This is a genomic window from Ekhidna sp., assembly GCF_963691765.1.
Classification (GTDB): domain Bacteria; phylum Bacteroidota; class Bacteroidia; order Cytophagales; family Cyclobacteriaceae; genus Ekhidna.
Genome location: NZ_OY829375.1, coordinates 203,302 through 228,722, shown reverse-complemented (window position 1 = coordinate 228,722; position 25,421 = coordinate 203,302). Strand labels below are relative to the sequence as shown.

29 protein-coding genes are annotated in these 25,421 nt (G+C 38.7%); 17 read left to right on the top strand and 12 right to left on the bottom strand.

Translation table 11 applies throughout. The annotated features are described in order from the left end of the window. Positions 1-31: 31 nt before the first annotated feature. Together ACY650_RS01085 and ACY650_RS01080 are read left to right on the top strand one after the other, a co-directional pair. Positions 32-394 carry a hypothetical protein gene (locus ACY650_RS01085; RefSeq protein WP_462250871.1) on the top strand — a complete coding sequence of 121 codons (363 nt, stop codon included), beginning with the start codon at positions 32-34 and terminating at the stop codon, positions 392-394. Positions 395-437: 43 nt separating this feature from the next. Further along, the gene (locus ACY650_RS01080) at positions 438-791 is read left to right on the top strand and encodes a hypothetical protein (RefSeq protein WP_462250870.1); all 354 of its coding nucleotides are present in this window, start codon (positions 438-440) and stop codon (positions 789-791) included. A gap of 32 nt (positions 792-823) precedes the next feature. On the opposite strand, the gene ACY650_RS01075 is transcribed toward ACY650_RS01080, so the two are convergent. Further along, positions 824-1,327 (bottom strand): metallophosphoesterase family protein, encoded by a 504-nt coding sequence (locus tag ACY650_RS01075; protein ID WP_462250868.1) that lies wholly within the window; start codon positions 1,325-1,327, stop codon positions 824-826. A 52-nt stretch (positions 1,328-1,379) separates the two neighbouring features. Between ACY650_RS01075 and ACY650_RS01070 the strand changes: the two genes are divergently transcribed. The 3 genes from ACY650_RS01070 (at position 1,380) to ACY650_RS01060 (ending at position 3,834) form a co-directional block, all read left to right on the top strand. Next, the gene (locus ACY650_RS01070; protein ID WP_462250866.1) at positions 1,380-1,916 is read left to right on the top strand and encodes a thioredoxin family protein; all 537 of its coding nucleotides are present in this window, start codon (positions 1,380-1,382) and stop codon (positions 1,914-1,916) included. A gap of 85 nt (positions 1,917-2,001) precedes the next feature. Continuing rightward, positions 2,002-2,748, top strand: coding sequence for a head GIN domain-containing protein (locus ACY650_RS01065; RefSeq protein ID WP_462250864.1), 747 nt, complete (start codon positions 2,002-2,004; stop codon positions 2,746-2,748). Positions 2,749-2,814: 66 nt separating this feature from the next. After that, complete coding sequence (locus ACY650_RS01060; protein ID WP_462250862.1) at positions 2,815-3,834, top strand: tetratricopeptide repeat protein; 1,020 nt, start codon at positions 2,815-2,817, stop codon at positions 3,832-3,834. Here the strand turns inward: ACY650_RS01060 and ACY650_RS01055 are convergent. After that, a complete protein-coding gene (locus ACY650_RS01055) occupies positions 3,819-4,532 on the bottom strand; it encodes a hypothetical protein (protein WP_462250860.1) in 714 nt (237 codons plus the stop codon). The two genes, ACY650_RS01060 and ACY650_RS01055, sit on opposite strands and share 16 nt — an antisense overlap. 74 nt (positions 4,533-4,606) lie before the next feature. Here ACY650_RS01055 and ACY650_RS01050 point away from each other — a divergent pair, with 74 nt between their 5' ends. From ACY650_RS01050 to ACY650_RS01010, 9 genes are all read left to right on the top strand, one after another. Next, on the top strand, positions 4,607-5,248 hold the full coding sequence (locus tag ACY650_RS01050; protein ID WP_462250858.1) for an NUDIX hydrolase: 642 nt from the start codon (positions 4,607-4,609) through the stop codon (positions 5,246-5,248). A gap of 68 nt (positions 5,249-5,316) precedes the next feature. Continuing rightward, positions 5,317-5,466 carry a hypothetical protein gene (locus ACY650_RS01045; protein WP_462250856.1) on the top strand — a complete coding sequence of 50 codons (150 nt, stop codon included), beginning with the start codon at positions 5,317-5,319 and terminating at the stop codon, positions 5,464-5,466. 180 nt (positions 5,467-5,646) lie between these two features. Continuing rightward, complete coding sequence (fsa, locus tag ACY650_RS01040; protein ID WP_462250854.1) at positions 5,647-6,303, top strand: fructose-6-phosphate aldolase; 657 nt, start codon at positions 5,647-5,649, stop codon at positions 6,301-6,303. Between the two features lie 51 nt (positions 6,304-6,354). Then, positions 6,355-6,558 carry a fructose-6-phosphate aldolase gene (locus tag ACY650_RS01035; RefSeq protein ID WP_462254441.1) on the top strand — a complete coding sequence of 68 codons (204 nt, stop codon included), beginning with the start codon at positions 6,355-6,357 and terminating at the stop codon, positions 6,556-6,558. A gap of 7 nt (positions 6,559-6,565) precedes the next feature. Then, positions 6,566-7,276 carry a cell division ATP-binding protein FtsE gene (locus ACY650_RS01030; protein ID WP_462250852.1) on the top strand — a complete coding sequence of 237 codons (711 nt, stop codon included), beginning with the start codon at positions 6,566-6,568 and terminating at the stop codon, positions 7,274-7,276. Between the two features lie 256 nt (positions 7,277-7,532). Next, on the top strand, positions 7,533-8,576 hold the full coding sequence (locus ACY650_RS01025) for a saccharopine dehydrogenase family protein (RefSeq protein ID WP_462250850.1): 1,044 nt from the start codon (positions 7,533-7,535) through the stop codon (positions 8,574-8,576). Positions 8,577-8,661: 85 nt separating this feature from the next. After that, positions 8,662-9,888 (top strand): caspase family protein, encoded by a 1,227-nt coding sequence (locus tag ACY650_RS01020; RefSeq protein ID WP_462250848.1) that lies wholly within the window; start codon positions 8,662-8,664, stop codon positions 9,886-9,888. 117 nt (positions 9,889-10,005) lie between these two features. Next, positions 10,006-11,610 carry a hypothetical protein gene (locus tag ACY650_RS01015; protein WP_462250846.1) on the top strand — a complete coding sequence of 535 codons (1,605 nt, stop codon included), beginning with the start codon at positions 10,006-10,008 and terminating at the stop codon, positions 11,608-11,610. Then, positions 11,607-13,058, top strand: a complete 1,452-nt coding sequence (locus tag ACY650_RS01010) for a DUF5723 family protein (RefSeq protein WP_462250844.1) — start codon at positions 11,607-11,609, stop codon at positions 13,056-13,058. The genes ACY650_RS01015 and ACY650_RS01010 overlap by 4 nt, the downstream gene beginning before the upstream one ends. On the opposite strand, the gene dinB is transcribed toward ACY650_RS01010, so the two are convergent. Further along, positions 13,047-14,123 carry a DNA polymerase IV gene (dinB, locus tag ACY650_RS01005; protein ID WP_462250842.1) on the bottom strand — a complete coding sequence of 359 codons (1,077 nt, stop codon included), beginning with the start codon at positions 14,121-14,123 and terminating at the stop codon, positions 13,047-13,049. The two genes, ACY650_RS01010 and dinB, sit on opposite strands and share 12 nt — an antisense overlap. A 57-nt stretch (positions 14,124-14,180) precedes the next feature. Further along, positions 14,181-14,675, bottom strand: a complete 495-nt coding sequence (locus tag ACY650_RS01000; protein WP_462250840.1) for a GNAT family N-acetyltransferase — start codon at positions 14,673-14,675, stop codon at positions 14,181-14,183. Positions 14,676-14,744: 69 nt separating this feature from the next. Here ACY650_RS01000 and ACY650_RS00995 point away from each other — a divergent pair, with 69 nt between their 5' ends. Next, entirely contained in the window at positions 14,745-15,227 is a 483-nt protein-coding gene (locus tag ACY650_RS00995) for a hypothetical protein (RefSeq protein WP_462250838.1), read from the top strand. Between the two features lie 42 nt (positions 15,228-15,269). Here the strand turns inward: ACY650_RS00995 and ACY650_RS00990 are convergent, their stop codons facing one another. The 6 genes from ACY650_RS00990 to ACY650_RS00965 all read right to left on the bottom strand — a co-directional run bounded on the left by ACY650_RS00990 (position 15,270) and on the right by ACY650_RS00965 (position 21,823). Then, positions 15,270-15,695: a nuclear transport factor 2 family protein gene (locus ACY650_RS00990; protein WP_462250836.1), complete on the bottom strand. Its 426-nt coding sequence runs from the start codon at positions 15,693-15,695 to the stop codon at positions 15,270-15,272. 28 nt (positions 15,696-15,723) lie between these two features. Continuing rightward, entirely contained in the window at positions 15,724-17,385 is a 1,662-nt protein-coding gene (locus ACY650_RS00985; protein WP_462250834.1) for a serine hydrolase domain-containing protein, read from the bottom strand. Positions 17,386-17,467: 82 nt separating this feature from the next. Continuing rightward, a complete protein-coding gene (locus ACY650_RS00980) occupies positions 17,468-18,505 on the bottom strand; it encodes a helix-turn-helix domain-containing protein (protein ID WP_462250832.1) in 1,038 nt (345 codons plus the stop codon). Further along, the gene (locus ACY650_RS00975; protein ID WP_462250830.1) at positions 18,506-19,864 is read right to left on the bottom strand and encodes a M20/M25/M40 family metallo-hydrolase; all 1,359 of its coding nucleotides are present in this window, start codon (positions 19,862-19,864) and stop codon (positions 18,506-18,508) included. Between the two features lie 74 nt (positions 19,865-19,938). Beyond that, on the bottom strand, positions 19,939-20,571 hold the full coding sequence (locus ACY650_RS00970) for an alpha/beta hydrolase (protein WP_462250828.1): 633 nt from the start codon (positions 20,569-20,571) through the stop codon (positions 19,939-19,941). A gap of 10 nt (positions 20,572-20,581) precedes the next feature. Next, positions 20,582-21,823, bottom strand: coding sequence for a DUF819 family protein (locus ACY650_RS00965; protein ID WP_462250826.1), 1,242 nt, complete (start codon positions 21,821-21,823; stop codon positions 20,582-20,584). 80 nt (positions 21,824-21,903) lie between these two features. On the opposite strand from ACY650_RS00965, the gene ACY650_RS00960 reads away from it, so the two are divergent. Then, complete coding sequence (locus ACY650_RS00960) at positions 21,904-22,032, top strand: 30S ribosomal protein THX (protein WP_462250824.1); 129 nt, start codon at positions 21,904-21,906, stop codon at positions 22,030-22,032. A gap of 4 nt (positions 22,033-22,036) precedes the next feature. Further along, entirely contained in the window at positions 22,037-22,720 is a 684-nt protein-coding gene (locus ACY650_RS00955) for a porin family protein (RefSeq protein ID WP_462250822.1), read from the top strand. 6 nt (positions 22,721-22,726) lie between these two features. On the opposite strand, the gene ACY650_RS00950 is transcribed toward ACY650_RS00955, so the two are convergent. Together ACY650_RS00950 and ACY650_RS00945 are read right to left on the bottom strand one after the other, a co-directional pair. Beyond that, positions 22,727-25,006, bottom strand: coding sequence for a DUF5916 domain-containing protein (locus ACY650_RS00950; RefSeq protein ID WP_462250820.1), 2,280 nt, complete (start codon positions 25,004-25,006; stop codon positions 22,727-22,729). Then, complete coding sequence (locus tag ACY650_RS00945) at positions 24,987-25,409, bottom strand: tellurite resistance TerB family protein (protein WP_462250818.1); 423 nt, start codon at positions 25,407-25,409, stop codon at positions 24,987-24,989. Before ACY650_RS00945 ends, ACY650_RS00950 begins: the two co-directional genes overlap by 20 nt. Positions 25,410-25,421: the final 12 nt, after the last annotated feature.

Genomic DNA, 25,421 nt, shown 5'->3' with positions numbered 1-25,421 from the left:
ATAGAATATATAATAATTAAATTTTAATATCATGAACTACACAATTTTAACTTACGGAATTTATTTGCCAATAACAGTATTGCTTACTGTCTGGGTAGCAAAAACCTTATTTAATAATGGCAGAATATTTCTTGTGGACATTTTCCATGGAAATGAACCTTTGGCAGATAGTGTAAACAAACTATTGATCGTTGGTTTTTATCTCATTAATGTAGGCTATGCAGTATTTACACTTCAAATCATGGGAGATATTACATCGATTCAATTGGTGATCGAAAAACTTAGTATCAAGCTAGGTGCAATAATATTAATACTGGGAGGTATGCATTTCTTCAACCTCTTTGTATTCTTTAGATTAAGAAATAGAGCAAAAAATGAAATTGTTCCAGCTTAATATGAAGTCTTTCAAAGAATGTCATTTTTATATTCAAAGTATAATGCTCTTAATAGCACTTTCTGCGGCTTTACAACTTCCAACTAATGATTATTATGGAGCAATAATATTTGTAATTGCCATTATTCTGGGGATATATCAATTTGGCATGAGTATTCTCTTGATGATAAAGCTAAAAAGGGTACGTTTGATTAAAGTGTATTTGTATTGTACAGTTGGATATTTTTTGTTCATTGTTATACTTCCATTAAGTAATATTGATATTTCTAATGGACTCTATTTAGAACTGATTTTATGGATGCCATGGGTTTTGGCAGTTTTTTTTGTCATTGCAACTGAAGATCTACTATGGATTAGAAATAAAAAGAAAAATGCCGAAAAAGAGGTACTCAATTGAGTACCTCTTTTCCGTAAAATAAGAAGTGGGAGTTATTTAAGCTTCGCTCTAGGACCCATCTCGATCACCTCTAAGTTTTTGATTTCGCCATTTTCTAAATCAAAGCGGAGCAGTGTCTTTACTTTATGGAATCCATGCTTGCCAGCGGCGCCGGGGTTCATAAAGAGGAGGTTGTTGATCTTATCTGGCATTACTTTCAGAATATGAGAATGCCCACAAACAAGTATCTTAGGTTGATACTGCTTCACATAGGATAGCACTTTTTTATTGTATTTGGGCGGCTTTGCTGCAATATGAGTGATTAATACTCGTACGCCCTCTCTCTCGAAAATCTCACCTTCCTTGCATTCTTGACGCAATTTCCCTCCATCTATATTGCCCCAGACAGCAACTGTGGGTTTGAATTTTTGAAGTTCTTCTAGCACTTCAATCGTGCCAATATCTCCAGCATGCCATATTTCATTCACATCTTTAAAATATTTAAAGACATTGGGGTCAAGGTAGCCATGGGTGTCAGATAGAAGACCGATCTTCATTTGATTATCTTTGTATTGAAACTAAATCAGGGGGTTGTCCCGTTTTACTGTCATGCGAGCACTAAAATATTTATTTGTATCTGTATTACTCCTTGGACTGACGTCTTTTGATATTCCACAGCAAGAGAAAGTTAAATGGTTGACTTTCGAGGAGGCAATGGAGCTTTATGAAAAGGAGCCTAAAAAATTATTAATTGATTTGTATACAGATTGGTGTGGATGGTGTAAGGTTATGGATAAGAACACTTATGGCAATCAAGTCATAGCATCATATATAAATGACAACTTTTACGCCATTAAGTTCAATGCAGAGCAAAAGGAACCTGTAGAGTTTAACGGTCACACGTTTGAATTCATCCCTAATGCAGGACGGAAGGGGACACATTCAATTGCTTATGCTGTTACAGGAAATAAGTTAAGTGGATATCCCATGACTGTATTTATGGATGAGGAGTTAAGAATAATCCAACCAATTTCTGGTTATTTGAAGCCGGATCAGATGGAGCCCATTATTACTTTTATTGGAGAAGGGCACTATATGACCACCAAATGGGATGATTTCAAAAAAAATCATAAATCCACACTCTAGTCTGCAACCTTTCCATTTTTTCATAATCTATAGAGTATACAGAGCTTAAGCTCACCTAACTCTTAACAGAAAAACAAGGACAGATATGAAAAAATCATTTGTAATAACACTACTAGGAATACTTGTTGCTGGAGCGGCATTTGCTCAGTCAGAAGAAACAAGAAATCTAAGCTCTTTTTCAGAGGTATCCGCTCATGAAGGCATCGATGTTATCTTGAAAGAGGGTAGCAAGGAAGAAGCACGAATAGTTTCAGATAGTCATGATCTTGATGAAGTACTCACTGATGTAAGTTCAGGAAGACTAAAGATTCACTTGGAAGGAAACAATCACAGGAATATTGATGTGAAAGTATATGTAACGTACAAATCACTCAATGGAATTTCTGCATCTTCGGCTGCTTCAATCACTTCAGACGGTGCCATTAATGCGAATGGAGAAGACTTTGATGTAGATGTTAGCAGTGCTGGTGATATTGAGGCAAGTATTGAGAATGCTGATGAGATCTCAATTGATGCTTCGAGTGCGGGAGATGCAGTACTTGAAGTAGAAGCTAATGAAGTAAATGCGGATGTTGCTAGTGCTGGAGATATTGAAATATCTGGTGTTGCAAAAAGCCAGGATGTCGAGGCAAGCAGCTCTGGAGATTACGATGGATATGATTTGGAATCTGAGGAAGTAGAAGCATCTGCTAGTAGTGCAGGATCTGTGAGAGTACAGGCAACGAAAAGATTAGATGCGCGTGCGAGCAGTGGAGGTTCTGTTCGGTATAAGGGAAACCCTGAATATTTGGATGCGAATTCAAGTAGTGGTGGATCTGTAAGGAAATCGTAAGAAAAAATCGAGGTTACAATTGAAGGCCTGCATACTTTTGTGCAGGCCTTTTTTTGTAATTAGCATATGAGAAAATTATTACTCCTTTCAGTTCTTGTTTCTGCATTAGTTTCATGTGAGTCATCCGAAGAAAGAACCCAGCGATTTTTTAATCTCGGCAATCGAGCATTGAATGATGGCAACAACTTACAAGCAATTGAATTTTATAATCAGGCACTAAAAGAAAGCCCCAATTATGCGCCAGCATTAAATAATAGGGGAGTCGCGAGGATTGAGTCTGATCACCCATACGAGGCGATACTGGATTATAATAAAGCGATTGGTTTAGATCCCGAGTACATAGATGCATTATTCAATCGTGCCATTGCATATGAAGAAATAGGACAGTTTTCAAATGCTCTTAGAGATGTTCAGTTCATTCAAACATTAAAGAAAGATTCTGCTTACGTTTATTTCTATGAAGGGCTCTTGCAAACAAAACTGAGAAATTATGATCAGGCATTAAATAGGTTTAATGTGGCTGATAGTCTGATTCCTTCTAACCCGGAGACGATCATTAACAAGGCCACTATATTCTATTTTCAAGAAAAATACGATACAGCTAAGGTGCTAGTAAATACGGTACTAGGATTGAGCGAGAATGATGCAAATGCTTACAGCTTGCTTAGCCTAATAGAAATGGAAAGAGGAAATTATCAAGCAGCTCTTGCGGAAATTAATAGGGCATTGGATGTAGTCTCAAGCGAGCCTTATTTTTTAAACAACAGAGGGTTTATTTATCTGGAGATGGATAGCCTGCAGTTGGCAATTCAAGATATAAATAGGAGTATAGTATTGAATCCTAGCAATGGATGGGCTTACAGAAACAAAGGGATTTATCACGCTAAGAACGAAAACTTTGAAGAAGCCATTGCCATGTATCAAAGAGCTGCCCAATCAAAAGAGTTTATTGATGAGCTATATTTTTATTTAGGCGAAGCTCATTTAAACCTTGGAGACACAAAGTCTGCATGTGAAGCTTGGGCAAAAGGTGTAGAATTGAACGAACTTTCAAGCCAAGAGAGATTCAATCAAAATTGCGATTGATCTTTTTTGAAAATCAGTTGAAAAATTGAAACCAGGTGGCTGAAGAAGATGACTGGTACTATAAAAGTAGGTAACAGTACATATGGAAAATAGAATACACCAAGGTTCGCAGTTTCGCCTCCCGAAGGAGTATAGAAGTACGGCATATAACCAATTGCCATTTGAACAATATTTACAAGGAGTGCTAGTGCAAGTATATTCCATATTATGGCACCGACTCGGCTTTTACTTCTTGCGCCTACCATAAAAACTGCTGCGAATGGAGCAGAGATTCCTGAAATAATATCCAGATTCCCACCTTCAAAAGTCATGTCCATCGGAATGGCTCTAGATACAGCAAGCCACCACAATACCATCTCAACTGGTACGCGCACAATGTGTATATAATGAAGGGTAGTAATCGGCATATTCATTAGAATAGATCTCGTGCGTGGCCAAATGAATAAGATTATAATGGTTAGAACGGTTATTCCCACCATCAGTGGTAGCCTAGGGATACCAGATAGATTTGTGAAATATCCGTTAAAAGTTTGAACGCTGATAAAAAAGATCCAGCCAACAATTAGAGTCAACACTAAAGACGGCGTAATGCTTTTTTTACTTGGAGAAGCCGTGCTAATGGCATAATACAAAAAGCCAAGTACTGCTATTACAATTGCAACAAAGGTAGCTGCTACATAATTAGGGATATCTTCCATTTAGGTGATTAGCGATGGTAGTTCAATATAATTATAAATGTGAAATGAATTAGTCGTGCTTAATTTGCAGCCAAATGAATTTCGATGAACTGACCAGATTCTTGGAGAAGCGTGTGCAAAAGGCTATGCCCGGAGATGATGCGCATCAAAAAATGAAGCCAAGAATGTTAAACGGTGCTCCGTTAAATATGAAGCATGCAACACTTGCAAGGAAAGGTGGTGTTTTGATTTTGTTATATGAAGACAGTGGAATTGTACGATTTCCATTGATTCAAAGACCTAATTATGATGGAATTCATAGTGGGCAGATGGCATTACCCGGAGGTAAGTTTGAAGAAGAAGATAAAAATCAATATCAAACGGCCCTGAGAGAAGCAAACGAAGAGATAGGCATTAAGCATCAGGAGGTTGAAATCATTGGAAGTTTATCAGAATTTTTTGTTGCTGCTAGTAATTTCATGGTCTTGCCGGTAATAGGTAAAATAGAATCGATACCACAATTTGTCCCTGAGGAGCGAGAAGTTCATGATATTATAACTCCACCAATTGCTGATCTTATTGATCCTGACAAGCTCAAAGAAAAAATAATGACGGTCAGGAATGGATTTGAGCTGAATTGTCCATATTTTGATTTAGAAGGTAGGACCGTCTGGGGAGCTACAGCAATGATGTTAAGCGAAATGGTTGAAATCCTCAGAGAATTTGACGCAAAGTAATAGTTCCATTACCAAAGCTTAACCTTGAATTTCCATCTTGAATCAATTGAGCATCTACATTTGATCACATGGAAATATTTGAATACGATTTTCACGAAGGAGGCTCCAATTTTGATGATCGCCTTGATGTAGAAGACGACTTTTTTGGAGAAATAAAAGTCGAATCCGAGCCAATTCATGAGGAAGAATTGTATTATCGATCACTCGAAGAATACTAATCTAAAATAATCCTTAGATCCTACTGATCTATTTACTAATTTTGCAGCGGCAAACGGGTACGACCAGCTCCTGCTGAATCCCCCAGGACCTGACGGTAGCAAGGGTAGGTGGTTGTAGCGGTGCGATGCTTCGTTTGCCATTTTTTTTGCTGACTATTCTTCACTTTAACTTCCTACCAAATGAAATTTTTCATTGATACTGCAAACCTTGACGAAATAAGAGAGGCTCAAGATTTGGGCGTGCTTGATGGTGTAACCACTAATCCTTCGCTGATGGCCAAAGAAGGCATCACAGGAGAAGCCAATATATTGAAGCATTACAAAGACATTTGTGACATTGTTGACGACAATGTAAGTGCTGAAGTAATAGCTACAGAATTTGAAAAGATGGTAGCAGAGGGAAAGGAATTGGCAAAAATCGATGATAAGATTGTTGTAAAGGTTCCGATGATCAAGGATGGGGTGAAGGCAATCTCAGCATTGACTGCAGAAGGTATTCGAACCAATTGTACACTAATTTTTAATGCAGGACAAGCAATGCTTGCTGCTAAGGCTGGAGCTAGTTATGTTTCTCCGTTTATCGGGAGATTAGATGATATCTCGATGGATGGCTTGGCACTCATTGAGCAGATTGTAGGAATTTTCGATAACTACGGTTTTGAAACAGAAGTTCTTGCGGCATCTATTCGTCACAATATGCACCTCATCCAGTGTGCAGAGATAGGAGCAGATGTAGCAACATGTCCGCTCAGCGTCATAACTGGATTGCTAAAACATCCATTGACGGATTCAGGATTGGAGAAGTTTTTAGCAGACTACAAAAAATCAAACAAATAATTTAATTCCTAGTTGATGATGGAATCGTTAGATTTAATTACTTTAGAAGAAATGTACATCATCAAAGTCAAAGGAAAAGCTAAGATTCCTGATTACATCCAAATACGTGATCAGAACTTTGTTTTGGTGGCCTACTTCAGAACCGATAGGCCACTAAAGCGAATGGATAAGTTTGGCCTTGAAGGCAAAGATGAGGAATTAAAAACCCTCATTAATGGACTGCCATATGGCAAGCTCCAAAAGTTAGAGCTATAAATAAATAATGTCGTTTTCTGAAGAGCCAATTGTACGTGTATCTAACGCTTCCATTTTTCAGGAAGACCATACTGTACTTAGTGAGCTTGATTTCACTATAGACAAAGGAGAGTTCGTTTACCTCATTGGAAGAACGGGAAGTGGCAAGTCTTCTCTTTTGAAGACATTGTATGCTGATTTACCACTTCGCTTAGGTCATGCAGAGGTAGTAGGGTTTCCTGTCAGCAATATCAAATCGAAGGATATTCCATATTTACGTAGAAAAATTGGGATAATTTTTCAGGACTTCGAACTTTTCTATGACCGTTCGGTAGCGGAGAACCTTACGTTCGTAATGAAAGCGACAGGTTGGAAGGATGCGGCCAAAATGAAGAATAGAATAGCAGAAGTTCTAATGAGGGTAGGCTTAGGAGCAATTTCTGCTAAAATGCCTCACCAGCTTTCTGGGGGTGAGCAGCAACGTGTAGTGATTGCGAGAGCAATGATAAACGAACCTCAAATCCTATTCGCTGATGAACCTACAGGAAATTTAGATCCTGATGTCAGTGAAGGAATTTTGAAGCTATTTGAGGAAATAAATACGAGCGGGACTGCCGTATTGATGGCAACACACAATCATAAATTCATTGAAAAATTCCCTCATCGAGTACTTAAATGTGAAAAAGGACGGATGTTGGATTCTTCAAAAGAGAAATTCGAACTAAGTGGTTGGTTCTAAAATAGCAACTCCCTTTTTGATATCTTATTAGAAATTTACATTCGACGATGATTCGGCACGGGTTTTGAATATTCAAAATATTTCAATTTGAAAATAGTTGATTATCAGATACCTAGGGCTATGTTATTTAGTTTGTGGAAAGAGAATTGTTAAGTCACTTGGCGCCATGCATAAAAAAGAAGAACTTTAACATTCAACAGCCCCAACCCTAGCACTGAGAATTAAGAGTAAGAATTGCCAATAACATACCCAAAGAATGAACAACCTCCTTATTTATGGTGCTTACGGATATACCGGCCGTTTAATAGTTAGCGAATGTCTTAAACATGGCATCAAGCCTTTAATAGCGGGACGAAATGCTGAGAAAACAAAAGACTTCGCTGAGAAGCATGATCTCGAATATGATGTTTTAGAGGTTTCTGAAAAAGATAAACTCGAAAACTGGCTGACAAAGGGAGATCTTGTCATTCACTGTGGTGGACCATTTATTCACACAGCTAAGGACATGGTTGATGCATGTATCGTCACTGGAACTCATTATTTAGATATTACCGGTGAATATCAAGTTTTTGACCTTGTTAAGGGTTATGATAAGATAGCTGCAGAAAAGAACCTTATGCTAATGCCAGGAGCTGGTTTTGATGTTGTTCCGTCGGATTGTCTGGCAAAGCATCTACAAAACAAACTGCCTTCCGCGACTGATCTTACACTTGCATTTGTAAGTAAAGGAGGGAAGTTGTCACGCGGAACTGCAAAAACTATGATCGAGAACCTTGGAGATCCACAGATTCGCAGAAGAAATGGAGAGTATGAAGAAGTGGTCATGGGCAAGTCTTTAAGGGAAGTAGACTATGGAGACTTCTCCCAAATATCTATGGGTATTTCATGGGGTGATGTTTCTACAGCCTATCACAGTACTGGTATCCCAAATATTGAGGTGTTTTCCGGAACAGATGAGCAACAGATTAGTAAGCTTAAAAAGACATTAAGACTATCATTCATCATCAAATCACGCATCATCAAGAATTATCTCATGCGACAAATGGATAAACGTCCGGATGGTCCAAGAGACGAAAAGCGTGAGAAAGCTTCCATGTTTTTGTGGGGTGAGGTTAGCGATGGCGATAAAACAATCGAAGCAAGATTAAAAACGCCTAATGGGTATACACTGACTGCATTAACTTCAGTATTAATCGCTCGTAAAGTTTTTGAAGGAAACTTTAAAGCTGGCTTTCAGACGCCATCATCTGCATATGGAGAAGGCCTGATAGAGGAAATTGAAGGTTGCAGCTTTTCATAGCTTTTAGCTTATGATTTGTCACGAATAAACAAGGTATTTATCGAATGGACAGACCATTCGGAACTAAATGCCGTATATTGATGGCATGCGAAACACCTTAATCACCTTACTTGTTGCGCTCTGTTCACACACCTATTCCCAAGAATTTAATATTACAGGTACCTGGCTTGGGACTTCAACATTTCTAAAAGACCATACCCAACTTAGGTATGAGCTTACGCAAAAGGGAAAAGAAATTACAGGGTACGTATTTGCTAAAAATTTATCGAAGAATGATTCCATTAAATCTCTGATCGAGGGAAGTATTGTGAATGGAAAAATTACAATAACTGGAAAGGAAATTATTTACCGGACTGGAATATCCTGCATGGCTAAAAACACGCTTGAATATTCATTAAATAATGGTAAAGAAACATTAACAGGTAAATGGAAGGGGGACATGAAGCTAAACACATGTCCTCCATTTGTGTCTGGTACAGTTACACTTTTTAAAGAAGAGGAGGTAGCTAGTACACCAATCGTAATGCAGGCTGAAGATATTCCTACAAAAGTTATTGCTGAGGATGATGGAGTTGGAAAAGTGTTGGTAAATGAACTTGGGAAAAGAAAATATTTTGCACTAATCATCGGGATCAATCAATATGAGGATGAAGGAATAGATGATCTTGACAATCCAATTAATGATGCAGAACAACTCGCAGGAGTCTTGACATACCATTATTCGTTTGATCAAGAAAATGTAACTGTTCTTGAAAATCCCAAAAGAGAGGATATCATTTATGAGCTGGATAAGCTTGCTGGTGTTGTCACAGAGAAAGATAATCTGTTGATTTTCTATGCTGGTCACGGTATTTGGAATGAACAATTAAACCAGGGCTATTGGTTGCCCAGTGATGCCTCATTAAAATCTAAATCATACTGGCTTTCGAATAGCACGCTTAGAGACTATGTCGGTGGGATCAAGTCGAAGCATACACTTCTTATTTCTGATGCCTGCTTTAGCGGAGGGATTTTGAAAGAACGAGCCGTATTTGATAACAGTCGAGCTATTTTGGAAGTATATAAACTGCCTAGTAGAAAAGCCATGACGAGCGGTACATTAAAGACGGTTCCTGATGAAAGTGTATTCATAAAATACTTACTTAAAAACCTGGTCAGCAACCAAGCACCACTTATATCTGCAGATCAATTGTTTAGGCAATTTAAGGTGGCTGTAATCAACAACAGCCCAAATGGTCAAGTACCACAATATGGTCCGATATCTCAGGCTGGTGATGAAGGTGGAGATTTTATTTTCTTGAAACGCCAGTAATATATCGATACAGGCGTACAGCTATTATTTTTTAAATAGACCGCAGGGTTCTTGTGGTTCGAGCATCTAATGCGTGTAGGAGTATTAATCTCCATCACAATAAGCGAATCATTAAGAGTGAGTAACCGATACAAATTCCTTTTGGCTGTAATTCTTGCAGCTTCTATTTTCAGCTGCGACTTCAATTCATTAGAATTCGACAAAGTCCAAAACCCAACACTGAATAACACCTTTGCATTAAATATTGGGAATATAAAATATACAGCAGGAGAGCTGGTCGAAGATCTTGAAGACGAGACGCTCGAGGTGATTGAAGGATCGGACTTTTCACTTTCTTTCGTTTATCGTGACACCTCATTTTTTGATGACACCGAATCTTTTATAAATATCAGCGATATCACCAATGCCGAAAGCTATAATCCATTTGATGCTGATATTTCGGCAACCGGAGCGGCTAATATAGTTAGTGTTCCCACCAAGGACTTTGAATTCGAGTTCAATCCGGAGGATGGTGAAAAGGTAGATTCTACTTTCTTCAAAGGAGGAACATTGGAGTATACCCTAACATCAGATTTTGATGTGGAGATAGATTATGTTTTTACGCTGAACGACATACAAAATCTCGATAGTGAACCCGTAGTTTTTACGAGAACATTGCCTGCAGGATCAGCTTCTGATTCACAATCTAGATCTTTAAATGGGCTGAAAAATGTAACAGAGCGGGTCGGAAGTTCAAATATTTTTAATGTAACACTAGACCTAATATTTCATATTCCTGCTGGAAAGTCGATCAGTGCAGATGATCAAATGTCTATAGAATTGAAATTTATCGAGTCTGAGTTTTCTGCAATTTTTGGAGACTTTGGCACTGACCCTGTGGAGATTCAGAGAGACAGCATCGTGATCTCAGCATTTGACGATTTTAATGAAGGTGGACTTACTCTGAACAACCCAACGATCACAATGGATTTTAAAAATACATTTGGTGTTGAATTGGGAACTGATCTGAATGGAGTAGTTGCAATCGATGCTGATGAATCACAGCTAGTACTTGATGGTACAGTTGTAGATAATCCGCAATTTGTAGACGCTCCAAATGAGACTCAACTAGGAGAATCAGTCTCTTCTTCGTTTACGATCGATAAGTCAAATAGCAATGTTGATGATCTTTTGAATACTACACCCAATAAAATTTTATTTGATGTTACCGCGATACCAAACATTGCAGGATCTGATAATCTAAACAATTTCTTATTTGATAGTAGCTACATCGAAATCATTTCAACGATTGAAATACCCCTTGACTTTAGGATGGATGGCTTCTCGAAAGACTTTGATTTATCGGTATCAGGATCTGATTTGGAAGATGCTGACTCGCTAAAAATCAATGTACAGGTCACCAATGAAATACCCTTTGATGGAGTATTAGACTTGTCTTTTACAGACGACAAGGGTAATACGATCTATACATTGGAAGAGATAACCTTAATTCAAGCACCAGAAGTAGGTGCGGACAGTAGAACGAATGATGTAGTAATGAGCACATCAGTAATCTCTTTGGATGAAGAGGGAATTGCTGCATTTCTTCAATCTACTGGTGTTACTGCCACGATGAACATTTTTACCATAGGTTATGCAGATGGAGATTTTGTGAAAATATTCTCTGACTATAAACTGGAAATTCAATTGTCTGCAGAAGGTAAAGTGAGTATCGATTTATGAAAAAAATAGCTGTATTCTTCATTTTAGGTGCAATGTTCTTCAATATTGCACAAGGTCAATCTGATCTTACATTCTATCATATGGGAGGATTTACCCCTCAGTCAAGTATTAATAATGCATCTTTTTTCCCTGACGCAGAATTCTATTTTTCCCTTCCAGGGATTTCAGGACTCAATACTAAAATCAATACCCGCCTTAGCTATAATCAACTGATGCAGCCAGTTGAAGGCACTGATTCCGTCAAACTGGATTTGCATGGAGCACTGGCGCAATTGAGCGATGGAGATAATTTGCGTATGATGGGTGATGTTTCCATCTTCCAGTTTGGGGTAAGATCTGGACATCGGGCATTCTCGCTTTTTGCCAACATTAGATTTGATGGAGGTTTCAATTATCCTGTTAGCTTTCTCAACTACTTTGTCAATGGAAATGGAAACTTTATAGGGGAGCGTGTAGAAGAAAGTCGTCTTAGAGGAGGTGGTATTGTGTATAATGAAGTCGGACTTGGCTATTCGCAAGAAATAATTGTGATGACGGATAAAATCTTGCGAGTGGGGACAAGAGTGAAATATCTACATGGTATTGCGCATGCCAGCGTTTCGGATGATGCTTCAGTCACAATGTTAACAGATCCAAACTCTTTTGATATCAATGTGAATTTTAATAATGCTACTATTCGAACTGCTGGGTTGAATGAAATAGAAGGTGAGAATATGACAGGGTATGCAATTGGATTTGGTCAGAACAGGAATACTGGGTTTGCCTTTGATCTAGGTGCGGACATGGATGTCAATGACAAACTGAATGTGACACTTGCAGTCAATGATATTGGATTTATAAACTGGAAACAGGACATAGAAAGCCATACTTTTCAAAATGAAGGGGTCGTATTAGGTGGTTTTGATGATGTAAATGATATTGATATTGCTGATGCGTTGGAAGATAGCCTCGATGCATGGACAGCAACTAATTCGACAGTGGATGAATTCAAGACAGCAATAGGTGCTCGAGTAATTGCAGGAGCTAATTATTTAATAACAGAGAATGGATATGTGTCTGGAAGTATAGCTTACAAAAGGTCTTCATATAATTCTACAGAATTTGGATACGGAATAGGCTATACACATCAAATCGGAAGGGTACTTACTTTATCAAGTACTGTTTCAAAAGATCAATTTAGGTCTGTCAAAGTAGGGGGTGGTTTTGGGATCCGTGTAGGGTCACTTCAGCTTTATGGGGTGTTTGACGATGTCTTGAATGCGGCAAGATCTACAGGAGATATCAGAGGACTTGATGCGAGGATAGGTTTAAACTTTGTTATTGGGAGGTCATCGAGAGAAAAGAAAGAACGGGTTAAGGTAGAGAAAGAGGAGTTAAGTCCATTTCCTCCAGAATATGATCTGGATCATCTACTGAACGATGAGGATGATGGGAGCTCAAAATTCTAATGTCAGTTGATTAGGCTTTTCCGGTTCGATATCTTTTCTAAAATTGGCAATGCCAACACCAATTAATCTAATCCCACTTTCATCAAGCAGGTTTTCAGTCATTAATGACAGGGCTATTTCAACAAAGGCCTCTTCATCATTTATGGCTTTATCCAACGTCTTGCTTCGAGTAATTTGCCTGAAATCTGCGTATTTCAATTTTATGGTAATGGTATGGCCATCGCTGGCTTTGCTTCGTTGATAGCGTTCAAAGGAAATTCGAGCTATTCTCTCAATCTCTGCATTTATATTGGCCAACTCGTACAAGTTGTCTTCAAAGGTTCTCTCCGCACTGACAGATTTTGTTTCTCTAATTGGCTGTACGTCGCGATGGTCTATACCTCTACATATATTGAAATAGTATTGACCCGATTTTCCATATCTTAATTTTAGATCTTCAAGGCTCTTCTTGCGCAAATCTTTACCTGTGAATATTCCTGCTTTGACCATTTTTTCGGCAGTCACTTTGCCTATACCATGAAACCTATGAACGGGTAATGCGGCCACAAAATCTTCTGCTTCGTTGGGTAGAATCACGTAAATCCCATCTGGCTTATCCATGTCTGATGCAGTTTTAGCTAGAAATTTATTATAGGAAATACCAGCAGATGCGATCAAACCGGTTCTATCACTAATTTTCTTCTTTATTTCCTTTGCTATCAGAGTTGCCGAATTGAGGCCTATTTTATTTTCAGTGACATCTAAGTATGCTTCATCCAGTGATAGTGGCTCTACCAAATCCGTATATTCGAAGAATACATCTCGTATTTGATAAGAGAGTTCCTTGTAGCGAGTAAAGCGTGGCGACACAAATATCAAATGTGGACATTGCTTTGCAGCTTTTGCCGATGGCATGGCTGATTTAACACCAAACTTACGAGCTTCATAGCTAGCAGCCGCGACAACTCCTCTTTGAGAGTTTCCTCCTACAGCCACAGGCTTTCCTCTTAGCTCAGGATTATCCAACTGCTCTACTGATGCGTAAAAAGCATCCATATCGATATGTATAATCTTGCGGTAGTCCACTGAATTGAAAGCAAATAAATAACAACTAATGACAACCCTATGTCACCCAAATGCCGACTATTTGTATCTATATACCTGATGTGGTCCAAAATCCAACAGATCAATTTCACCATCAAAAGTGGCTCCTAGAGCTTGGGCAAGCTTGACAGATGGTGCATTATCTGAATCAATATAGCTAACAAGTGAATCCAGTTTTAGTTGATCCAGTGCAAAGTCTTTAACTGCCGTGCCAGCTTCAACGCCATATCCATTTCCCTGGCACTCCGGTAAAAGCCAATATCCCAATTCAGGTTCCGGCCAAGGTTTTGAATTCCAGAGCCCTACAGTACCAATCAAATTACCATTACTTTTTTCTTCGATTGCTAAATATGAATATCCATGCAGTTCATAATGCCCGATATAAGTTGCCATCAATCGCCAGGCTTCTTCGGCTGATTTGATGCCTCCAACATACCTTGCAGTAGACTCATAAGAGAAAAAATTGGATATAGAGTTAAAATCCTCTTCAGACCATTGTCGGAACTTTAATCTCTGCGTTTCTAAGTCTATCATAAAGAAAATTAATTGAGATTGTAACCTTTATTTAATCCGAAGGTACATTAATAAAAACTTGCTTAAAAGATGAAAAAGGTATCATTAATTCTATTGATCATAGGAATCGCATTTTCTGGTCAGGCACAAGACGCAGAGAAAAAATCTAAAAAGGAGGGACTTACGAAAATTGAGGGACTTTCCTCATTGTCGGAAGAGCTGTCTAGGTTGTCTGAGCTATCTAGTCTAGCCGATCTATCTTCACTTTCAGAGTTATCCGAGCTGTCCGAGTTGTCTGAATTATCCGAGTTGTCTGAATTATCTGAACTTGAAGAATTATTTGAGTTGGAGGAAGAAGCACTAGTTATAGATCTTTCAGATCTAGGAACAGAACTCAATGAGGAGCTTTCTGAAATGATGGACGAGCTTGAGAATCTTTCAGAGTTAGGTGAATTCGGTGTTTATTCAGAATTCGCAGAGTTTGGAAACTTCATAAAGGTGATCGATTTTGATATAGAAGAATTGAAAGAGCTTTCAAAGAAGAAAGGTTATTCAAGAAAAAGAGAAAAGTAGGTTGGTGATTCAATCACCAACCTTTTATATCGCCAGATTCAATTATGGATTTCGCCAGGTATAACTTTTGTGAATTATTTTCCATTCATTCTCTAACTTCAATAGAAGGAAGTAATCAGTGAATATTCGCTTGTTTGGGAAGATTATTTCTGCTTTGGCCATGGCAGCATTTTGTTCAAAATCAATGGAAATAATTTTCCCGACTCTATCAACTTTCTGACCTTCCTTAAAATACGATATGTATTTTTCACCAGAGCGCACCTTCAATTGACCTTTGTCACTGGTATAAAGATTTAAGTCTTTATGAAATGCCTTCTTTATTCTTTCAGGCTCACCGTTGGCAGTGCCTTCGATGTAATGCATTAAGGTTTCTCTGATGAGTTCTTCTTCAGACTTACCTTGTTGTGCATTGATATTCCACGATAGTAGCAGTGCTAGCGCAATAATTGTTAGTTTAATTGCTTTCATTTTGAGTTGATTAAAGTTTGACTTTGTTTTAACTAGATATTTTTTCGAACCAGAGTGAAGGAACTTCCTCTTGAGAAAGAGTAAACCCTTCGGTTTGCGATCCGTTTTTTCGAAACTGTATCCCTCCAAAAAACCATTGATCACTTTCAAATAAATTGTTACTTATCGGTGTAAAGCGGATAGTGCCTACACGAATGTTCTTCGCTACCAAACGACCATCTTCAACAATAAATTGATAGACCACATCCAAAGGCTTGCACAAGTATGTGCCTGTAAAAGCTTCAAGTTCTTCGTTAGAATATGAAATTGATGTCTTGCGTTCTGCATATACTGGATCACTATCACCTATAGTGACTAACATTCGCTTCGAGTCTTCGGTGCTTTCGAATGAAACCATCACTTTCTCATCTCCAAAACTGATCATCTGAAACTGGTCCTTTCCTAGAGGCAGGATGGTGCTCTCGCTATTTCCTCTTACATATCTGAGTGTATCGTTTTTAAGTGTGATAGTTCTTGAATATCCACTTTTAGCATTCCAATACGTACCAGCATATTCTTCAAACTGTTTATTTGATAACTTCTTCGTTTTTAATTTCATGAAATCAATACGCTCAGGCTCAGTGAATTGATCTTCTAAGAACATGTACGCTGTACGCATTCCTAGGTAACCACTATACGGTATACCGGAGCTGAGAACAATAGTGGTGAACTCACTATCAATGAACTTAAAGATCGAACTGGCATATCCTCCCAATGTCCCTGTTTGATAATAATTTGGAACACCTCTTTCAAGATGATATAATTGCTGAGCCATAGTAAGCCTGCCGAATAATGCGTCCATGGTCTCTCCATTATTCAATTGAGCATGCGTGTAAAGTTTAGCAACCAATTCCTTCGAGCCGATCTTAGGATCAATCATGTTTAATTCCCACTTTGTAAGGTCTGAAACCGATGTGTATATATTGGTAGGGCCAACAATACCGTAGTTTAATGCACTTCTTTGAAAGCCATTTTGAGTCGGCTCATAGGATGCTGCAGTGTTTGGTATGAATTGTTCAAAATTGTCAAGGACGACTGTGTTGTCCATTTTGAGTGGTTTGAAAAGTTCTTGATCCATAAATTTTGAATAACTCATGTTCGACACTTTGGAGATGATTTGAGCGAGCAGTAGTTGGTCGGTATTTGAGTAGATATATTGATCACCAGGATCAAATGCTGGCTTCATTTTTTGAATAATTCCCATTGCATGAGTCTGTGTGAATACATCATCTCTGTGCCAGCCTGCAATGTTCTTTAATGTCCAAAAATCAGGTAGGCCGCTAGTTTGTGATAATAGATGATGAATGGTGATTGTCTTCTTGTATTGAGGTAATTCTGGGAGGTATATTCTAATGTCATCATCAAAGGCAATCTTACCTTGTGATTCGAGAAGGTATATAGCGAATGCAGTAAAGTGCTTTGATAAACCACCAATCTGAAACTTAGTGTCTATTGTCGCCGGTATCCCATGATCTAAATGCGTACTGCCAAATGCCTTTTGATAAATGACTTTTCCTTTGTGAATTACGGCAGCAGCCACTGCTGGATGACTTTCGTCAAAAGACGAATAGAGTTGGTCAATATCTTGTGCAGTTTGTGCAAAGCTTAACCTGCTAAAGACGATTGTAATAAGTATTAATATTTTTTTCATGTCAGAGAGATTTCTGACAACAGTACTTATTTCCGCTTTTTGAAAAGCTATTATTTATAAGTCAGGAATTCGGATTTATAAATCAAGACTCCAGATTCTCTTTGAATTTAGCTGGCGTAGTACCCGAAGCTTTTTTGAAGGCAGTATAGAAGGTAGACTTGGAATTGAACCCGCATTCGTACCCGATGGATTCCAGTTTTAAGTGATTTTCTGCTTCTATGAGCTGCTTTGCTTCGTTGATTCTATATTCATTTAGATAGCTTGTAAAGTTTTTATTTAGACTTTCATTTATCAACTGAGATAAATAATGGGGGAGTACATTTAGTCTTTGAGCCAAATCAGCAAGCTTGAGGTTCGCATCTTTATATAGCTTTTCCTTAATGAGAAGGTCATTAAGTTGGTTGAGTAAGTCGCTAGCTTCATTTGGATCAATTTTCTTATTTCCATACTTAACATACTTATTCAAAAAACTGGGATCCTTTTTTCTAGTTAGCACTAGCAGAAGTATCAATAAGTAGAATACAAAGGAAAAGGAAAGCGCACCTACTATATATGATGTGTATCGAGTGGTGTTATAAGCGATCCATATTATTAAGTTTCCAAAGTATATGCTGATGATCCATATCTCCATAGGAGATAGTTTTTCAGACCTTTTGAATAGTCTAATTATCGTATCCTTTATTGTGACAGCGGAAGCGATTAAATATATAAGCCATATTAGGTAGATAGCATTGAAAAAGTAGCGCCAGAGTTTCGGGTTAAATTCCCATGGATATATGATGCCAATGGCAACGATTGCGATAAGTAGTGTTACATAATGTAGCTTCCATTGCAACGAGCGCGTTGGACGGGTGATAGCTTTAAGATAAAAGAACAATGAGGGTCCGACGAAAAGACAAGCTGATATACCTAATTGAAGATATATAGCAGCTAGATCATCATTGAAATACAAGAATACCGATTTGCCAATCCGTATACTCAGCGCTAATAATAGAATCCCAAGGAAATAATTAGATCGATGTTTAGGTTTAGCAAATAGTAAGAAATACAATCCTATAATAAGCCCGTTGAAAGCACCCAACGCACTAAAAAAGAATAGTAACTCTCTACTGAAATTCATTTACTTCAATCCTTCTCTATCTAACAAGTAGATCATAGCGCTCATGCTGGCTGCTCCAAGCTCCAATTCTCTTCGATCCACTGCTTCAAATACATCTGCAGGAGTGTGATGATAAATAAAATAGCGTTGAGTACTTGGTCTTAAGCCAATAAGTAAGGTGCCATGTGAACTTAATGGGCCTATATCAGCTCCGCCACCATTTTGATCAAAGTCCCAAACTCGATAGGGAAGAAAGTAATCTCGCCATTTCTTGAGTTGCTCCTTTTGCTCATCCGTACCCGAACTTGAAAATCCAATTGGTTGAAACCCTCCAGAGTCAGACTCTAGCGCCGCAATATGATTTTCTCCTTTTTCTTTCGCCACTCTTGCATATTCACGTCCTCCTCTCAAGCCATTTTCTTCATTCATCCACATAACTGCGCGAAGCGTACGTTTAGGAGTTATTCCTAGTGCTTTAAAAAGTCTCACTGCTTCAATTGCTTGCATGCATCCGCTTCCATCATCGTGAGCTCCTTCTCCTACATCCCACGAGTCTAAGTGGCCACCTACGGCTATTATTTCGTCAGGAAATTCTGAGCCTCTGATCTCGCCGATAACATTATAAGACAACACATCCGGGAGCTGCTGACAGTGAGTTTCTATATATACGTTAAGGGATTGTTCTTTTAAGATTTGACTCAGCTTATCTGCATCATTTGTACTAATCGCCACAGCTGGTATCTGATTGATTAGCGTTTTATATCTTAATGATCCTGTGTGAGGAATATCATCTTGGCGGTTGGTCACTGAACGAATGATGATTGCTTTTGCACCATACTTTGCCGCCTCTGATGCACCTGAGGAGCGTTGGGCAACAGCACCTCCATATGCACCAAAAGTGTTTATAATGGTTTGATCCATTTGACCATTGTAGAAAACGATCTTTCCTTCTACTTTTTTACCTAGCTTATTTACTTCATCTATGCCACTAACCTCTATTACATCTGCCAATACTCCTTGAGGTCCTGTGCCAACGGAATTCCCTAATGCAAGCGAGTTGAAATCAAATGTTCCATGCTTGTCAGAATTCAAAGCGCGAACAATCTCTTTTTTTCCTCTAACCCAATGTGGTACCATTACCGGTTGTATGTATACAGTATCAAACCCGTAAGACTCCATCAATTGTTTAGTGTATTCTACTGCCGCCGCTGCTTCTGGTGAACCTGAAAGTCGATTTCCAATTTCTTTACATAGCACCCTTAAGTCTTCATAGACTCGCCCATTAGTGAGTGCCTCATTGTAGATTTCTTTGATCTGTTCTTCATGTTGCGAAAAAGATAGAATAGGGGACAGTAACACCAGTGCCAATAATTTCTTCATACACTTAAATTACCGCATCCTAAATTGTCTTCAAAACGTGCTTGTATAAATGGAGAGAAACGATGGATTTGTGGTTAAAGCGTAGCCACAATATCTGGTATTACTTTATGACCTCCATCATACCAGTGCAACTGTGGTTCTTTGCCAATCGCATTTTTTACCACTTGGTTTTGAGCCGGAATCATTTCTTCCTTGAAGTAAATATCATCTTTACTGGTGTAGTAATGTATCCCTTCATCTCCAGTTAAATAGCTCCAATCTTCTGGGTTTGTATCCGGAGGAAAAGTGCCTGCCCAAATAATCATCTTATGAAAAGGAACCTTCGCATGAGCTGCAAAACGACCCATGGTCGCAGTTCCTTGAGAAAATCCAAAATATATAAGTTGCTTGCTTGCAAGAGTATCAAATTGCTTCAGTACTGAATCAATGTATGAGTACTGATTTTCTATCTCCGTCAGACGATCTTCTTTAGTCATCCATGAAGCTCCTACACGTCCATAAACACCCTCCAGATAATACTTTGATAAGCCCTGAGGAGCGATAATAAAGTTTTTCTCAGGATCTAGTCTTTCGAATTTCTTTATAAAAAACTCAGCGAGCTGGCCGTAGCCATGAAAGACAATCCATACTCTCTCAGTTTTAGCAGTTAGCTCATTTAGTGTATAGTAAGAAGCCTTTACCGAAATGTCAATATGATGTTGTTGCATACTAATATGATTATCCTGCTACTCCTTGCATCATTAATCCACATAGATACGCGCCGTAAGTTCCCAAGACATATCCCAATACAGCCATAAGAACTCCAACTGGAGCAAGCGAGGGATGAAACTCAGAAGCTATTACTGGAGCAGATGCAGCGCCACCAACATTGGCGGTGCTACCAACGGCTATAAAGAAATAAGGTGCTCGAATTAGCTTGGCAACCAAAGCAAGTAGCAATACATGAAATAGAATCCATGTTATACCAAGGAAAAAATATCCTGGGTTTGAGAAAATGGCTAAGATGTCCATGTTCATACCAATTGTAGCTACAAGTATGTAGATGAATGCACGACCTATTCGCGAAGCTCCTACTCCTTCAAGTTCACGCGCCCTGGTGAATGATAATACGACTCCCAATGTAGTGGCGATTACTACCAACCAGAAAAATCCTGATGTAAGGCTGTACTGTTCCAAGGAAGGAAATTGTTCTAGATACGGTGCAATGAGATCTGAGCAAAAATGGGCAAACCCAGTGCAGGCAAATCCAACCATGAGTACCTTCATTAAATCCGTAAGGTTAGGAATCTTAGATACACTTGCTTGATATGCTTCCATTTTGTTTTTTAAAGCCTCGATAGATGAAGCATCTGCTTTCAATTTTCTATCGATCAATTTTGTAACAGCCACCCCTGCGATTAAAATACCAAGCCATGTATTGCCCACAATGATGTCTACTGTTACCATCGTAGAGAACAGTTCATCACTCACCTCAAATACCTCCTTCATGGTGGCTTGATTTGCTCCACCACCAATCCATGAGCCTGCTATGGTAGTCATGCCTCTCCACACTTCATTGGGGGCAACACCTCCAACCAAGTCTGGAGCTATTTGCGAAAAGATCATAATGGTTAGCGGACCTCCGATCATTATTCCTACAGTTCCTGTAACGAACATGATTACAGCTTTAGAACCAAGCTTAGCTATTTCTTTTAAATCAACACTAATTGTGAGCATTACCAAACTAGCTGGGAGCAAATACCTGGAAGCCACAAAATACAACCTCGATTGCGAGGGGTCGATCAATCCAATTGCTTTCATTAATGATGGAAGGAAGTAGCATACTAGTAATGCGGGAACGTAGTTATAGAATTTTTTCCATCCCGGATGATCCAATGAAGAGGTGTAAAATACTCCGCCCAACATGAGCATAAGCATGCCAAAAATTACGGCATCATTTGTGATAATAGGTTGGTCCATAGGTTTGATAATTAGCTTCAAGAATAAGCATTATCCTTGAGCATATCCATCTTTATTTTATTTTTGAAAAAAATAAGATTATGGGAAAGGGAGATAAAAAAAGCAGAAGAGGTAAGATTTCTAAAGGTACATATGGAACATCCAGACCCAGAAGTGCCAATAAAAAAATGGTGAAAGAAGAGCCAAAAAAGGCATCAAAAAAGAAATAAATAAATGAGGAAAATATGGCAGGTCTGCCTTGTGTTGTTGGTTAATGTAGGGGTGGCGCAAACGACGTATGTGGGGGTTAAAGCTGGGGGACATGCTTCCTCAACATTTATTGAGCATACCATTTTTAATCTGAATCTGAATTCAACTTTTTTACCTGGAGTAAATGGTGGAGTATTTGTTAAATACCTTCCTAAAAAAGGTAAATCATTCCTTAATTCAGGTATTCAGTTTGGAGTTAATTATATCCAGAAAGGTTGGAAACAAACTTTTTTAACAAATGAACCAACCTATACAGCTAGGATGAATTACTTGGAGGTTCCTTTTGAAGGATTCGGATACTTTGGTGGAAAAAACAAATATTTTGTTTCAGCAGGGCTGTATATGGAATTCCTACTTAGTACGGAATTGGATTCAGAACCCAATAGCAATAATTTAGGAGGTGCTGATTTTTATACCTATGATGAATCTCGAGATCGAGACATTGGATATGGTGCCAGGCTAGGAGGAGGCATGTTTAGGGATTTGTCAATTGGAACTTTCCAGTTAGAAGGATTTTTTAGTTACAGCTTTAGCAACTTCATAAATGCAGGTGATCTAACCACAGAGACTCCGGATATTTCGAACCATTGGATGTTAGGATTTACCGTCGGATACATGATCTCTCTTGGCGGTGACAAAGAAGAATGATTGGTTTTAGAGACTGAGCCAATAGTTGACTTTAAATACGATCGCTCTATTCCTGGTTTGAAAGCCGTCAGTAATATAGTTGTCGGTGTAAACTAAGAAGATATCTGAAACCGGCTTAAACCTCCATTGAAAGCGCGTGTTATGGCCAAGGTTTTCACGTTGAGAATTGTATTGGACGAAAGTGGTCAGGAATAAATTGTTACTCAATGTGACATCTATTCTAGGTCCTATTAGATATAAATCTGCATCACTGAAAGGGTCAGGAAGATCTACTTTGTTGTATTCACTATTTAACTCAATCTGAAAAATTGGAGGGAATCTGAAAGTAAGTCCCAGCTCAGCATTAAATCTGTTTCCATTGAAAAATCCACCATTTCTTATCCCTGCACTTAAGATGATGTTTTTTCTTCGATCAGTTCTATAAAAAAATCTGTAACTCCTCCAGCTATGTTGTGTGTTTTCGGCAAGCTCAAGTCCATCAGATCCTGAAGGGTCGAATGATGAAGTTAGCGATACAAAGTTCCAATTAAATCCTATTTCCAGGTAGCTGGTATTCAGGAAAGAAAATTGATATTCTAGTCCAGCATCATTGTCCAATCGGTCCCATTCGTTTGTGGAAACACCTCCTAGATTCAATTCCGGTCCATGTCGCTGTAATATGTTTCCATCGGAGGTGAAATAATTGTATTGCGCTCCAAAACCGTAATTGGTAACTCCTGGCCTTGGGATGAATCCTACTTCAGCATTATGATTTTCTCCGATACGTTGAATGTTCACTCGGAATGAATATTCAGGCTTTTGATATCTGATGAAGGCACCAGTAGCATATTTTTCATCAGAGCTAACATCCGGATCTACCGATCTGTGATAGAAAATATCTCCTTCCCAGCTGTTGTCTACCGTTGCTAAATTATAATCCAAACCAAAAACATAGTTGTAATCTGTCAAGGTGATAAGCGTATCTTCTGGAGATAAAGTATTGCCGTTTTGGTCTTCTAATCTTCCGGTACTTGCCAGTGTTTCTGCATCATATTCAACTGCAGAATTCCCCAGGTTATTTCTACCTACGAAAATGGCACTCAACCTCGATCGATTAAATATCTGTCGCTCGAGTACAGCTACCGAATAGTTTTGTGCTGGAGAAATCTCTTCTGAGGTAGCGTCTTCGTTGGTAACCATATTTAACGCTCCAATACGCCATTTACTGCCTATTTTCCCACTCAGTCTTGCTCCAGCGATGATGGGTACATTTCTTCTTGTATCTCCGGATCCCTGGATCCCAATTCTTCTGGAGAAGAAGGGCCTAGACCTTCTAAAGCCACCGTCTGCAAATAAGTCTTGATTTTCCAGAAAAAACTGTCTTCTTTCTGGGAAGAAGATTTCAAACCGTTGAAGGTTGGTAACCTGCTGATCTACTTCTACTTGAGAGAAATCCGGGTTGAAGGTAAGGTCTAGATTTAATGAACTGGAAACAGCCACTTTTGCATCGAATCCAGCGTCGAAATTAGATTGAGTAGTCCCATTTTCTTCATGGTTTTTTCCAGCGCTGGCTGCCAGATAAGGTATAACTGTAACATTAGATCCTGCTGACTGAGGCGTTTCATCCCAATTAAGCGGAGCACTGAAGGTCATGTTGCTAGGCCGAAATCCTTGTGGTGCTTGTATCCAAGCACTTATTTCGTTACGTTTTTGATTGTTCCTTAATACTTGAAAATTCCATTGAGGTACATTGTTGTATCGGATCGTTTTAAATGGGATCATGATTTCTACAGACCAGAAATTTTCTCCCTTGTGAACCTCACTGTACCATTTATTGTCCCAATCATCCCTCACATCACCGCCTAGTAGCACAAGCCCCTCCCTTTGGACGTTGTTTGGTGTTACCTGAAAGGTGAAGCCATTGGTTTTATCATTGTAGGGATCTAAGTAGACCGAAACATTATCATTTACACGCCAATTAAAATCTCTTCTAAGCGTAGTAGCTATGTAGTCGCCATCTAGATAATCATAACAGATAATACCTACTATTATAGCCTTACCTGTATAGGTAACCATAAATTGAGTGCTATCAATTGCAAGCGTATTGTCAGTAGGAAACGTTTGAACGAAACCACCACCTCTAGGCAGTTTGTCCCATATAGGCTCATCTAGCTTACCATCAATTTTAATATCCTCGTCTGCAGCACGCAATTCATAGCTGACTGCATCAGGCATGTTTTGAGCATTACTTGAGAACCAAAAAAAAGCTAGTGCAATGGAGAGAAGTTTATTCTTCTTCACGCTCATCCAGTGGGATTAGGTGCTGATCTGCTACAGATCGCAAGAAATTTCTGTTAGAATTTATACTTGGGTCTTTGTAAATGTATGCAGAGAGATCAGCAATTACGCCCGGCTTATATCCAAGATTTAAAGCCAGTTTTTCGCAAAACTTAATTTCATTCGAATGTACCTTGCCATCTGCCTTCATCATACGGATGATATTGAATAAGTAATTAAACTTTTCATCAGGTGGAAGGTCTATCAATTTTGGGATAGGACGAGGATTATTGACTATTTCGGCAGTCTTTTCTTCAGAAATCCCAAGACCATCAGCAATAAACATGATGAGTCTAAATTCCTCCTCGGCAACTACATTGTCGGCTTTCGATAAGTGAGCTAGTATGCTAATTTGTTCTTCATGCGATAACATGGCGGAAATTTA